At 39.1% G+C, this 13,209-nt stretch carries 11 protein-coding genes; 3 read left to right on the top strand and 8 right to left on the bottom strand.

All coding sequences use genetic code 11. The features are described 5' to 3' along the window. Window positions 1-263: 263 nt before the first annotated feature. The 3 genes from Q0Y52_RS07440 to Q0Y52_RS07450 form a co-directional block, all read right to left on the bottom strand. On the bottom strand, window positions 264-542 hold the full coding sequence (locus tag Q0Y52_RS07440; RefSeq protein WP_297820102.1) for a hypothetical protein: 279 nt from the start codon (window positions 540-542) through the stop codon (window positions 264-266). 113 nt (window positions 543-655) lie between these two features. Then, entirely contained in the window at window positions 656-1,180 is a 525-nt protein-coding gene (locus Q0Y52_RS07445) for a GNAT family N-acetyltransferase (protein ID WP_297820105.1), read from the bottom strand. A 320-nt stretch (window positions 1,181-1,500) separates the two neighbouring features. After that, window positions 1,501-2,904 carry an MBL fold metallo-hydrolase gene (locus Q0Y52_RS07450; RefSeq protein ID WP_297820108.1) on the bottom strand — a complete coding sequence of 468 codons (1,404 nt, stop codon included), beginning with the start codon at window positions 2,902-2,904 and terminating at the stop codon, window positions 1,501-1,503. 240 nt (window positions 2,905-3,144) lie between these two features. On the opposite strand from Q0Y52_RS07450, the gene Q0Y52_RS07455 reads away from it, so the two are divergent. Together Q0Y52_RS07455 and ppsA are read left to right on the top strand one after the other, a co-directional pair. Continuing rightward, window positions 3,145-4,293, top strand: a complete 1,149-nt coding sequence (locus tag Q0Y52_RS07455; protein WP_297820111.1) for an ATP-dependent 6-phosphofructokinase — start codon at window positions 3,145-3,147, stop codon at window positions 4,291-4,293. A 179-nt stretch (window positions 4,294-4,472) separates the two neighbouring features. Continuing rightward, complete coding sequence (gene ppsA, locus Q0Y52_RS07460) at window positions 4,473-6,890, top strand: phosphoenolpyruvate synthase (protein ID WP_297820114.1); 2,418 nt, start codon at window positions 4,473-4,475, stop codon at window positions 6,888-6,890. Between the two features lie 763 nt (window positions 6,891-7,653). On the opposite strand, the gene Q0Y52_RS07465 is transcribed toward ppsA, so the two are convergent. From Q0Y52_RS07465 to Q0Y52_RS07480, 4 genes are all read right to left on the bottom strand, one after another. Beyond that, window positions 7,654-8,100 (bottom strand): CBS domain-containing protein, encoded by a 447-nt coding sequence (locus Q0Y52_RS07465; protein ID WP_297820118.1) that lies wholly within the window; start codon window positions 8,098-8,100, stop codon window positions 7,654-7,656. 121 nt (window positions 8,101-8,221) lie between these two features. After that, complete coding sequence (locus Q0Y52_RS07470; protein ID WP_297820121.1) at window positions 8,222-10,840, bottom strand: calcium-translocating P-type ATPase, PMCA-type; 2,619 nt, start codon at window positions 10,838-10,840, stop codon at window positions 8,222-8,224. Between the two features lie 4 nt (window positions 10,841-10,844). Further along, a complete protein-coding gene (locus tag Q0Y52_RS07475) occupies window positions 10,845-11,324 on the bottom strand; it encodes a VIT1/CCC1 transporter family protein (RefSeq protein WP_297820124.1) in 480 nt (159 codons plus the stop codon). Window positions 11,325-11,426: 102 nt separating this feature from the next. Beyond that, window positions 11,427-11,705: a DUF211 domain-containing protein gene (locus tag Q0Y52_RS07480; protein ID WP_297820128.1), complete on the bottom strand. Its 279-nt coding sequence runs from the start codon at window positions 11,703-11,705 to the stop codon at window positions 11,427-11,429. Window positions 11,706-11,861: 156 nt separating this feature from the next. Between Q0Y52_RS07480 and Q0Y52_RS07485 the strand changes: the two genes are divergently transcribed. Next, window positions 11,862-12,815: an LOG family protein gene (locus Q0Y52_RS07485; RefSeq protein ID WP_297820131.1), complete on the top strand. Its 954-nt coding sequence runs from the start codon at window positions 11,862-11,864 to the stop codon at window positions 12,813-12,815. Between the two features lie 32 nt (window positions 12,816-12,847). Here Q0Y52_RS07485 and Q0Y52_RS07490 read toward each other — a convergent pair whose 3' ends face one another. Then, complete coding sequence (locus Q0Y52_RS07490; protein WP_297820134.1) at window positions 12,848-13,198, bottom strand: rhodanese-like domain-containing protein; 351 nt, start codon at window positions 13,196-13,198, stop codon at window positions 12,848-12,850. Between the last annotated feature and the right edge of the window lie 11 nt (window positions 13,199-13,209).

Genomic DNA, 13,209 nt, shown 5'->3' on the forward strand with positions numbered 1-13,209 from the left:
GAAACATCTCAGTTAACATTATATGTTTGAGTCATTTTGGTAACAGATGCAAAATATGTTTAGATTAAGGCAAATTAACTATTTTGCCATGCGGATGGGGTTGTCGCAGCATAAGATTTCAAATGTAAAGTGAGGGTTAAAAATAATGTTCAAATGTTTTTTAAAGCAACAGATATTGCTAATATATGTTGCTGTGTTTTTGGTGATATTGTTTTTTTAAATATGCTAATAAAACAACTTTTCGATTAATTATGACTTTAAGCCTAAAGTGATTTACGAATACGTTGAAAGCTTCTCATTATTTCTTCGGCTAATAATTTTGCTGCTGCAGTAACATCACCTGATGCTCCTTTTGCCTCCTTACCTACTTGACCTGCTTTAAATTTGAAATGCTCCCATTGTTTATCAACTTTATGCCACTCATCTTTAGCATCAGCTTGGAATAAATGTGTTTTTAACACAATCTCGTCCCTTTCTTGTTTAACTTGTGCAACCAACTTTTCGATTTCTGCTTTTGCATTGTCTGTTAATTCATTTTTCATGATGTTGCCTCATATTTTTATTCTTTAAAAATAAATTCCTAAAATAATCTTTATTACTGTGCCAATTTAATACCTACCACTATTAATTTATAAAATTCATTGGTGAAATATTTTTAGAAGGCTAGAGAGTAGATAATTTGATGGACATCATCAGGGTCTATTTTTGCCTGCATTCCAAGTTCTTTACACAAATTATGCATGAGAGCATTGTCGGCTAATTCCACCGAATATAACCATTTAATACCATGACTTTTGGCGTAACTTATTAACTGGTTCATTAGCAACTTTCCTAACCCTTTATGTTGCCATTTGTCAGCTATTGTCAGAGCTAATTCATAGACATCTGGTTTGCTAGTAACCACATAGCGACAGACACCAATCTCTATCTCTTTTGCATTTACCAGTTCGGTAGCAATAAATGCCATTGTTCTTTTGCCGTCTACATCACAGAATGTTTTTAAGGTTTTTTCCGATACGTTATGGATAGCCCCAAAAAAACGATAATGCTTAGTTTCTGGGGATAAATGGTCGATGAAATCAGATTCAAGCGTCATATCTTGGATGTTAATGGGTCGAATTGTTATCGATTGTCCATCTAATTCACATTTTATAAAACTTTCTACATCGGCAGTTTCCATTCGTGCAGACCTCTATTACATTTAAATTACTAATAATAAACATGCCCATATACAGAGCAACCTAACACAAATATCTACATCCTGTGTTTGATGCCGATCATAGATATTTATGGTTTTGGTCTTTTGACTTATATCAACTTTTGATAGTTAAATAGCATTGGGTTTAGATTCATAATTAGCAGAAGACCAATCTATAAATATACTGCTCGACAGTCATAAATATAATAAATTATAAAAACCCAATCTCGAAATGCTCTTTTACTATCGACAGAAATACCTTCTAGACACTTTTATAATTTTTACATTTTTAACAGGTTTATTTAAAAAGCAATGCAGTGGCCTACTTGTGGAATGTCCGTGGCAATCTTTTTTTCATTCCACAACCTTTGTGATAACGCTTCCAGTGCCTCCGGATCCCCATGCACCAAAGCAACTCTTGTTGAGTCATCAAAGTTTGAAACCCAATCCATTAACTCCTGTTGTCCTGCATGGGCCGAAAAACCACCTAGTGTTTCAACTTTGGCTTTCACATTATAAGATTCGTTAAAAATTTTAATATACTGTTTGCCATCTACCAACAAACGACCCAGGGTACCTTGGGCTTGGAAACCGCAAAAAATGATGGTGTTGCGAGAATCCCATATGCGTTGTTTAAAGTGATGTCGAATACGCCCACCAGTGCACATCCCGCTGCCAGCAATGATAATGGCACCTTTGGCAATATTGTTCACTGCCATGGAGTTTTCCGTTGTGACAGACAAAAATAATCGTGGAATAAAGTCTTTGATAATAGAATGAGCTTTTGGAGTAGCTTGTTCAATTTCTTGACTGTCAAGGGATTCAAACCAGCGGTCATAGACTTTTGTTACCTCAATTGCCATAGGGCTGTCGAGTATCACTTGCCAGTTATCCAGCAAACCATCCCGATGCAATTGACCTAAATAAAATAATAATTCTTGAGTGCGACCCACAGCAAACGCGGGGATCATGATGTTTCCTCCTCGCTTTTGGGTATTCAGTAATATCTGTTTTAATTGAGCAACCGTATCTTCCATTGGTCGGTGGTCACGATCGCCGTAGGTACCCTCCATCAACAGCAAATCAGCTTCTTTGAGCACAGTTGGATCATTCATTAACACTGCATTTTTGTTACCTAAATCTCCGGAAAAAACGACTTTTTTATTTTTACCTTTATCACTAAATGTTAGTTCAATAATGGCTGATCCAAGAATGTGACCTGCATCATGAAATGTCACTTTTGCTCCAGCAGATATAAAAAAATCAGCTTTATAAATATGGGATTGGCACAAAGATAATGTTTTAGATACATCCTTTTCTGTGTATTTAGGCTCTAATAAAGGTTTACCTTTACGAGCTAAGATGCGATTTTCACGCTGTAAATCACCTAAGTAAATACTGACTGAGTCAAGTAGCATAACCTGTAATAAATCAGCGGTGGCGTCGGCGCAATGAATGGGCCCATCATAACCGTCGTGAACTAATTGGGGTAACATTCCACTATGATCGAGGTGAGCATGAGATAGAATGACTGCATCAATTGTATGTGGGTCAAATAAAAATATTTCCTGTTGTTCCCTATCGACTCTGCTTCCTCCTTGATGCATACCACAATCCAATAATATTCGGCCTAATGACGGTGCCTCAAGCATATGACATGAGCCTGTGACTTCTTGTGCAGCTCCTAAAAACTTGATTGTGGCCATTATTTGTCAACCTAAATAGAAAGAATATTTAAAGTCCATTTCAGCATAAATAACTTTGATTCCACTTGATATGAGTCAACACAATTTACAATTCTTTTAGTATTAAACTTTGATGTTGCTATTCAATATGAATAACAACATCAAGATTACATATATGAAGAACTTGATCAGCATCAATAGTAGGCATCCAACATCCCACATAATAATGTAATCGCTTGATACCAGACTAAGGGACTCCCTATGAAGAAAAAAGCATTGCGTATTGGTGTGTTAAACGGTGGAGGAGATTGCCCTGGTTTAAACGCCGCTATTCGTGCAGTGTCTAAAAGTTTGATGATCAATTGCTCAGCTGAAATTATCGGTATCTATGATGGCTTTTTAGGACTGATAGAGCAGCGTATTAAACCCTTAGACTATGCGGATTGCAGTGGTATTTTATCTCAAGGGGGCACCATACTTGGCACTAATAACACTGCTAGCCCATTTAACTTTAAAGGTAAAGACGTATCAAGCGAAGTGATGGATTATTATCTCAACCTTGGGTTAGACGGATTAGTCGTAATCGGTGGTGATGGCACGTTATCTATCGCGTATGAGCTGTCGAAACTGGGTATGAATATAGTCGGCATACCCAAAACCATTGATAATGATCTAATGGGTACTGATCGAACGTTTGGCTTTGATACCGCTATTGGTATCGTGACTGACGCATTAGACCGCCTGCGCACTACTGGACAATCTCATAAGCGCGTTATGATACTTGAAACCATGGGCAGATATGCTGGGTGGATAGCCTTACATGCAGGTATTGCAGGTGGTGCTGACGTTATTATTATCCCCGAGTTTGCATATGATATTGATGAAGTAGCCAAAGCTTGTAAATCACGAATGGGTGAGCAACATTATTCTATTATAGTGGTAGCCGAGGGGGCTAAACAGGTTGGTGGGCAATTGACCGTTCGCGAAACCAACGAATTTGGTGTTGAGCCTATACGTTTAGGCGGCGTAGCCAATGTGTTAAAAATGCAGTTAGAACAAAAAATAGACGCTGAAATAAGGGCCACAATCTTAGGGCATATTCAACGAGGGGGCTCACCATCAGCGTACGACCGAGTCTTTGCTACTAACCTTGGCTGTTATGCGGCGTCATTAGTGGCAAACAAACATTTTGGAACAGTAGTGGTGCTTAAAAACAACCAACTGTGCAGTACATCTCTTAAAAATGTCGCTGATAAAAGTAGATTAGTGAAAAGAGAAACCCCTGCCCTAGCCACTGCACTGTCGATGGGAATATGTTTTGGAAATGCTGAACTCATAACAGGGTTATACAGTTTAAAACATGATTTTCCTAGTTCACTTGGTAGTCATTCACAAAGGGCCAAAGCTTAAATTTTTACTATGAACACAAGCAAATTGGCACAACACTGTGCATATATATTTTGATATCGAAAAATAGCTAAAGCAATGAGATGTTTCTAAATATTATTATAAATTGAAGCCATTTAATGGATTAACTAACTTTAGGCCTAAAAAGCCTAAAACCTAATTAAGATGAAAAGGAACATTTTATGACAGATTCAACAAGTTATATTCGCTGGTTCAAGGAACTTAATATAGACGATGTTTCCTCAGTTGGTGGCAAGAACGCTTCGTTAGGTGAGATGTTCCAAAACCTAACTGTCGAAGGGGTGCGGGTGCCCAATGGTTTTGCCATTACAGCGCAGGCGTATAACTATGTACTTGAGTACAATAATGTGTGGCCACTATTACATGATGTGCTTGATGGGCTCGAACCCGACAATATTAAGGCTTTACAGCAATGCGGCAAAAAAGCTCGAGAAATTGTATTAAAATGCAAACTACCTGATGACCTTAAAACATCGATTTTGAGTGGTTATAATCAACTTAAACAAGAATATGGAAATGAAATATCTCTGGCGGTACGCTCCTCGGCGACTGCCGAAGACTCCCCTGAAGCTTCTTTTGCTGGACAAAACGATAGTTACCTTAATATCAGTGGAGACGAGGCTTTGCTTGATGCTTATCAACGCTGCTTAGCGTCAAATTTTACCGACCGTTCGATTCACTACAAGTATGATAATAATTTTGACTTCTACAATGTGTATCTCTCTGTTGTGGTGATGAAGATGGTACGTAGTGATATAGGAACCAGTGGCGTGATGTTTTCCCTAGATACAGAGACTGCCTTCAAAGATGTGGTTTTCATTAATGCTGCTTTGGGTTTAGGCGAAAATATCGTTCAAGGCACAATCGAACCTGACAGTTTCTATGTTCACAAACCCACCTTTGACAAAGGTTACCGTAGTGTATTGAAACGCCGATTGGGACAAAAAAAATTAAAAATGATTTTTACAGATAATCTCAATACCAACAATATATCTGTGGAATATACCGAAAACATAGATACCAGCAATGAAGAAAGAGCACACTTTTGTATTACCGACGACGATGTCATGCTGTTGGCCGACTACGCTATTAAAATTGAAAACCATTATTCGCAAAAAGCCGGCTTTTACAAACCTATGGATATGGAGTGGGCAAAAGACGGTATCGACGGAAAACTCTATATTGTGCAAGCTCGGCCTGAAACAGTATCCTCACAAACAAATAGTACAACTCTTAAAGTTTACCACCTCAAAGAAAGCGCCAGCATCATTGCAAAGGGTCAGGCTGTTGGTACTCGAATAGGTGCTGGAAAAGTGAGAGTGATCAACAATGTTAAGCTTCTGAGCGACTTTAAACCTGGGGAAGTACTAGTTGCCGAAACCACCACACCAGACTGGGAACCTGTCATGAAAATCGCCGCAGCGATAGTGACTAATAGAGGAGGTCGCACTTGTCATGCCGCTATTGTGGCACGTGAATTGGGGATCCCTGCGATTGTAGGTACCAATAACGCCACTGAAAAACTTTGCAATAAGCAAGCCGTAACGGTTAGTTGTGCAGAAGGTGAACTTGGTCATATATATGAGGGTATTTTAAACTTCGATATTGAACATACTGATCTCAGTCAACTATCAAAGCCCAAAACACAGATCATGATGAATTTGGGTAATCCAGATCAAGCTTTTAGTCTTGCCTCTTTACCTGTTGATGGCATTGGACTGGCACGAATGGAATTTATTATTAATGAATACATCAAGGTGCATCCGATGGCGTTTAAACACCCAGAAAAAGTTGATGATGTGACTAGGGATAAAATCGACACGATCTGCACCGCCTATGAAAACCATCAAGACTTTTTCATTAAAACCCTTTCTGAAGGTGTTGCTACCATTGCAGCTGCGGTATATCCAAGACCCTGTGTTGTGCGCATGAGCGACTTCAAAAGTAACGAATACGCCACTTTGTTAGGTGGAAAGTTTTTCGAGCCCCAAGAAGATAATCCGATGATTGGGTTTCGTGGTGCTGCTCGTTATACTCATCCTGTTTATGCTGAAGGCTTTGCGCTGGAGTGCAAAGCGATGAAGCGGGTGCGCGATGAGATGGGCATGACTAATGTAATATTGATGATCCCCTTTTGTCGTCGGATTCAAGAAGGTGAAAAAGTACTTGAGTCTATGGCTAAAAATGGCCTCAAGCGTGGTGTCAATAGCTTAAAAGTGTATGTCATGTGCGAGATACCCAATAATGTCATTCAGATAGATGCCTTCGCAAAACTTTTCGATGGGGTATCAATTGGGTCTAATGACCTGACACAACTCACCTTAGGTGTAGATCGGGATTCAGACATTGTTGCTTTTGATTTCGACGAGCGTGATCCTGGCGTAAAAGAGATGATCCGATTGGCAGTCGAAGGAGGTAAACGAAATGGTATTCATACCGGTATTTGCGGACAAGCCCCATCAGACTACCCAGAAATAGCCGAGTTTCTGGTACAGATTGGAATTGACTCTATGAGTCTTAATCCTGACACAGTACTCGCCACAACTAGACATATACTGGAAGTAGAAAAGTATTTGTAAGAAATAATCATATTGATGGCTTTAATCTATGCGAAAGACAATTAATCACACTTTATTCCCTCAAAATATAGTTATCATAACCCCTTGGCGTCCACCTATAAAACCTTAGGTGGGCTCTTTTTTATTGAAATGAGATAGTACATATGTTCATCTGAAAAGTAGAATAATGATGCTATATTTCAATAATATATATTTTTATTGGGCCACTGAAAATACTAATTAAATGTTAGATATAAATAACCGATGAACTTCAACATCTTGGCTATTAGGGTGTGACCTGTTCGTTTTTTATATCAGTGTCTTACCCATTTAATGATAGTGAATTTACCTACCCTCATGGTGTTAACCGCTTCTTCTTAGTGGACACTTTGATCAGCTACTAATTGAGACGTTCTAGTGAATGTCTTACGTGTTTTCTTTTTTATATTGGCATCTAATACTGCAATGAAATCTAGCATAACATCTCTTAATAGGTGGCCAAATTAACTATGTCAATACGTTGGAAGCGACAGGGTTGAATCAAAATGGATTCCATTGGTTAGAGAAATAGCCTATGTTTGCTTTATCATGTCGATTGCAATAACTATAGTATGCAAGGCATGTGACAACCATGAGAGCGCATGTCACAAAATAAACCTCTGTTTAGGGATTCCATTTTTTCGAAGTTCTACAGTAATGGAAGTTCCCAAGTTGTCTGGTTTGGCTAAATACTTAGGAATTGTAACCGTGTTTGTACGTCATATTGTTGCAGGCCGTATTAATTTCATACCATTTTTTTTTCATTCATCAGTTCGTAACTCAGAAATTTTATTAGTTCACTAAATTCTCCTGACAATTTAGCCAATGCATCTTCTATGCTAAATAAACCAACAAGTGCGCCTTTTACGTTCACAACAGGAACACTTTTTACACCATAATAACGCAGGTACTTAAGTGCCTTTTTTACATTATGCGTTTCATTCACGCAAAACAATTCACAGGTCAAAATATCTTCAGCCAGTAATACAGAGGGGGATATGTTTTCCGCGAGTACTTCGAGCACCAAATCATGATCGGTAATTAAACCTTGAGGCATAAGTTCTCCATTCGTATTATCAACAACCACGACTAACCCAACCTGTTGCTCCCTCATCACTCTAGCGACGTCAAGCACTGAATCTTGCTTTAAAACATATACAACATTTTTTGAACATATTTCTCCAACATTCACTGGGGTCTCCCATTAATAAAACATAATTAATAGTAGAAGGTTTTGGAGGGGGCATTATTGATTTGAGTCAAATAAAATAATAGGTTTGGGTGAGTCTAAGTCCAAAGACTGTTTTGCTCTATCAGTACTTTTGGTACAACAATCCTTGCCGTATTAAGTATTTTTCACCTTCTACTGCCCATAAAATAATAGAAGAAACAGCGATACATAAAAATAACTCAGATAGAGGTAATGGTTGAGTATGCAAAACTTGATTAAAAGCAGGTGTATAAATAACCATTAGTTGTAACAAAACGGTGACCCCAATGGCGATTAACATTGGCTTATTACTGAATACACCGAGTGTGAAAATAGATTCTTTATCACTGCGCACAACCAATGAATGAAACAATTGAGAAAACACCAAAACAGTGAAAACAGATGTTTGCCAATAATTAACTTCACGCTCAATTGTCCAAGCTAACATTGCAATAGATAAGCCCCCTACTGCTAACCCTACCCATAAAATATGCTGCCACATACCGTGAGCAAATAAACTTTCATTATAAGGTCGTGGAGGACGTTTCATAACATCCCGTTCAGCTGGCTCGGCACTAAAGGCTAACCCTGGTAAACCATCAGTTACAAGATTTATCCATAAAATATGAATAGGTAATAGAGGTATTGGAAGGCCAAACAATGGAGCAAGAAAAAGTGTCCAAATTTCACCAGAATTCGAACTCATGGTGTCCTTGATAAATTTTCTAATATTATCGAATATTTTACGCCCCGCTTTTACTGAACGGACAATAGTTGAAAAATCATCATCTAATAACACCATGTCTGCAGCACCACGAGCCACATCAGTCCCTGTTTGTCCCATGGCAATACCGATATTAGCGCGCTGCAACGCTGGTGCATCATTTACACCATCACCTGTCATGGCCACAAATTGATTGTTTTCCTGCAATGCTTTCACTATTTTTAATTTTTGAATGGGCGACACTCTAGAAAATAGCTGTATAGAAGTAACGTTATTGATCAATTCTTGATGGGTTATGAGCTCTAGCTCTTTACCATCTAGCATCTTGGGTTCGCCTTTAGCGATATGTAAATGTTTGGCGATTGCCAATGCTGTTCCTCGATGATCTCCAGTAATAATGACCGGGGTGATACCAGCAGAAATACAATCAGCCATTGCTTGAGGCACTTCGGTTCTAAGTGGGTCGGTTAGCGCAACTAATCCTAAAAAAATCAGGTCTCGCTCAATCGTGTCTGCGTCTATCTGTTCAGGCATTGATTCAAAGTGACGTTTGGCCAACGCCAATACACGATAACCGTCATTAGCTAACTGCTCAGCATTAGCTAAAATCTGTGTTTTGTTAAGGTCTATTTGCTCACTTCCTTGTTGCGTTTTTATACAACTAGCTAGCACTTTTTCTGTTGCACCTTTCACATAAGCTACTATATTAGGAGAATTACTATGCAGTGTTGTCATGACTTTTCGCTGACTGTCAAAGGTAATAGCCGCTTTACGGGGCATATGTTGTATGATTTTGTCCTTGTCAAACCCACTGCTTTTTGAAAATTCAAATAAGGCCATCTCTGTAGGTTCACCAAAAGGAATGCCGTCTTTTTGCATTACATCATTGCTTATCGCAAGGGCTTCCCCGAAGGCTTGCCCAAGCCCAACATAATCTTTGGCTAACTGGCTAGATTGATGTTGCCCTTCACATACCCGCTCAACGGTCATTTTATTCTGAGTTAATGTGCCAGTCTTGTCGGTGCAGATAAAAGTAACTGAGCCCAAAGTTTCGACTGCGGGTAGATTGCGCACTAAAGCTTGTTGCTTAAGTAAGTTACGCGCACCAAGTGCAAGGGAAATAGTGATAACCGCAGGTAACGCTTCAGGTATCGCGGCAACAGCTAAACTGACTGAGGTCAGAAACATTAACATTAATGGTTGCCCTTGTATGAGTCCCACCACCAACAATGTTGCACAGATACATAAAATAGCAGTCGCAAGGTAACGACCAAACTTCACCAACCTTATCTGCAGAGGTGTTTTTGTATCTTCCTCTTGCTGTAATAGGTTGGCAATTTGACCAATTTCTGTGTTTAGGCCAGTTGCAAAAACCACTCCTGAGGCTCGTCCATGAGTAATCAAACTTCCCTTAAAAACGCTGTTTGTCTGGTCACCAGTAAAAAGATTGTTGTCCTTTAGTTTTGTCTGCTGTTTGGTTATGGACTGTGATTCACCGGTGATTGACGATTCATTAACCTGTAATTCTTCCACCATTATCAAACGCATATCCGCAGGGGTAATATTACCTGTCTCTAACAATACAATGTCACCCACAACCAGTTTATCTTCTGGCAAGGTAACCGTTTGACCGTCACGCAATACACTTGCAGATGGGGACGCCATTTTTTGTAAAGCCTCAAGGGAGCGTTGGGCTCTAAACTCTTGAATCGTACCAACAACAGCATTCAGTAACAAAATGATAAATATTGCGGCACTATCCATTAATTCACCCACCAGACCCGATATAAGTGCAGCGACTAACAACACAATAATCATAAAATCAGCAAACTGTTTAAAAAATAACTGCCAGATTGATCGTGTCTTCTTGGAAGGAATGACGTTAGGCCCGTTTTGCAACAAGCGCTGCTGAGCCTGTTGTGAAGTCAGCCCATTAGCTGACGTTTCAAGCTCTATTAGTGCCGTTTTGACGTCAAGGTTATAGAAGTTTTTTTGCAAGCGATTACCCCACAAAAACAAAAATAAGTGCGGCGGTTAATATGCCAACCATTAATGTTCTTATTCCACTTTGCCACCAAGAGATGCCTGAAACACGACTAAGAAACACACCGAGCAAGAAAATAACTGTCATCGCGATAAAAACAGAAATAATAAGAGGAGATATTGGCAATACCATCCCACTTTTATAAAGCCATAATGGCAGTAGGATAAGCAGCGAAATCAATAACGGAGCTAGACCATTAACCAGCGCAATAACAATGGGAACAATGCGCGCTGCATGGGCGTGAGAGCTTTGACTTAAATCTGTTATCATTGCATTTTCAAGCTTAGTTAAAACGTATTTTCGCTCAGCACTTTCGCTCACATATGCACTGCTAATACCACTCACACATAAGGCGATTGATGCTCCCATACACACATTTATAATATTATTTATATCAGTTGGTGTGCTGAATAAAAAACCTAAAATAAGACCTAACATTGTTAATGCACCATCAAATCCATTGACGATAAAATATCGTCGCATAATGCCCTGTGAATGGGTCAGTTCCACGAGACCTTTTATGTCCATATAAGTTATCAATTAATCTTGCGGTCTATCATTTATTTGGCTAAAAGCATCGACTTCATCAATGCTGTGTAATGATGCCCCCATCTCAATTATCGCAGCTTGTACCATTTCAAAATCTATACTGGGAGCCTTTAACTCAAGTTGTACAGTTTCAGTATTTTCATCCACTTCAATTACCGCTAAATGCACATCGTATTCGTTACCTAAGTCTGCCAAAACCATGGCGAATTCATAGGCGTTAGGATGATGAGGCTTAAGTACATCTAAGATGATCCTGCGAATAGTTGCCATGTTTTAGACCATATATAATTTAATTGATTAGAGTGTAAGTGCATTAGACTTAATAAATATTGATATAGATCGAGTATTGACCCGATTTAGGATGGATTTAGACCTTATCAACCCACTATGATGAGCCATTCTTTACCTTATGTAGTGCGCACTAAGATGCCCAGAAAAAAAATTCTATTATCTATTCCTAAGCCACCTCATCCAGTCAAACGTAAAGAAGCTTTGCCATGGCAAAAGCCCAAACCCATTAGTGAAGATCCCGCCATTGCAAATAAACTAGAAGGAATAATGACCAACCGCTCTTATGTGCCTGCTATTGAAGATATTGATTTTTTAAAAGGGTCTAATGCTAGAGGTATTAGGTTGCAGTTAGATTATTTAAAACCACAAGTGTTATTAAATAAACACGGTATTGAACACACTATTGTGGTGTTTGGCAGCACGCGCATTGTTGAACCAATAGCGGCACAACAAAAGATAGATTCATTAAACAAACAGATCGAACAAAAGCCACAAAATAAACGGTTAATTAATAAACTAGCGATTGCCAAACGTATTCAAACTAAAAGTCAGTATTATCAAGTCGCACGGGAATTTGCTGGCATTGTGGGTAAGTCTGGAAATGGTCCTAATGACTCTCAGTTAGTGGTCATGACAGGAGGTGGCCCTGGCATCATGGAGGCTGCCAATAGGGGGGCTGCAGAGGTTCAAGCTGAAACAGTCGGTCTCAATATCACTCTGCCAAACGAGCAATTCCCTAATCCTTATGTTACTCCTGAGCTTTGTTTTCAATTCCATTATTTTGCCATTCGTAAGTTACATTTTGTGCTTAGAGCCCGGGCATTGGTGGCTTTCCCTGGTGGTTATGGCACCTTAGATGAGTTGTTTGAAACATTAACTTTAATTCAAACGCGCAAAATCAAACCTATGCCGGTTGTTTTAGTGGGCCAGTCGTTTTGGCAAAAAGCGGTAGATATTGACTTTCTCGTTGATGAAGGTGTGATCGATGAAGAAGACCAAGATTTGTTTTGGTATGCAGAAACAGCCGAGGATATATGGTTAAGCATTAACGCATGGTATGCAGATAAGGGAGGAAGTTTACAACCTTAAACTGGTATACCAATTGGTATTAGATGTTAATCTTAATACTGGTGCATCTTAAGTACTTCGTCGATTTTACAAGTTATCACACTGACTTTTGTATAACCTATTCTGGCTAACTGTTCTGCCGCTAAGGTAGCACGTAGCGAAGATGCACAATGTAAATAGATTGGTCGCTCAGGATCTTTTACTATTTCTAATATTTTCATTTCCAATACTCCCCTAGGTATATTAATAGCGCCAATCGCAGGCGCTGATAGATGTTCAGCTGACTCTCGCACATCTATCAGTAATCCATTATTTTGACTAATATCTAGTGCTGCTTGTTTTGCGGTTAAAAGTTGTACGTTTTGTTTCGCTTGCTGCAGTAGTTGTGGAAGTGTTTTTAGCATAATAAATTCCT

It is taken from the genome of uncultured Paraglaciecola sp., assembly GCF_943787955.1.
GTDB lineage: Bacteria > Pseudomonadota > Gammaproteobacteria > Enterobacterales > Alteromonadaceae > Paraglaciecola.

Excerpts from the sequence above, each read along its gene's own strand:
- Q0Y52_RS07440 (WP_297820102.1), bottom strand. The coding sequence starts at position 542 with ATGAAAAATGAATTAACAGACAATGCAAAAGCAGAAATCGAAAAGTTG.
- Q0Y52_RS07445 (WP_297820105.1), bottom strand. The coding sequence starts at position 1,180 with ATGGAAACTGCCGATGTAGAAAGTTTTATAAAATGTGAATTAGATGGA.
- Q0Y52_RS07450 (WP_297820108.1), bottom strand. The coding sequence starts at position 2,904 with ATGGCCACAATCAAGTTTTTAGGAGCTGCACAAGAAGTCACAGGCTCA.
- Q0Y52_RS07455 (WP_297820111.1), top strand. The coding sequence starts at position 3,145 with ATGAAGAAAAAAGCATTGCGTATTGGTGTGTTAAACGGTGGAGGAGAT.
- ppsA (WP_297820114.1), top strand. The coding sequence starts at position 4,473 with ATGACAGATTCAACAAGTTATATTCGCTGGTTCAAGGAACTTAATATA.
- Q0Y52_RS07475 (WP_297820124.1), bottom strand. The coding sequence starts at position 11,324 with ATGTTAGGTCTTATTTTAGGTTTTTTATTCAGCACACCAACTGATATA.
- Q0Y52_RS07480 (WP_297820128.1), bottom strand. The coding sequence starts at position 11,705 with ATGGCAACTATTCGCAGGATCATCTTAGATGTACTTAAGCCTCATCAT.
- Q0Y52_RS07485 (WP_297820131.1), top strand. The coding sequence starts at position 11,862 with ATGCCCAGAAAAAAAATTCTATTATCTATTCCTAAGCCACCTCATCCA.
- Q0Y52_RS07490 (WP_297820134.1), bottom strand. The coding sequence starts at position 13,198 with ATGCTAAAAACACTTCCACAACTACTGCAGCAAGCGAAACAAAACGTA.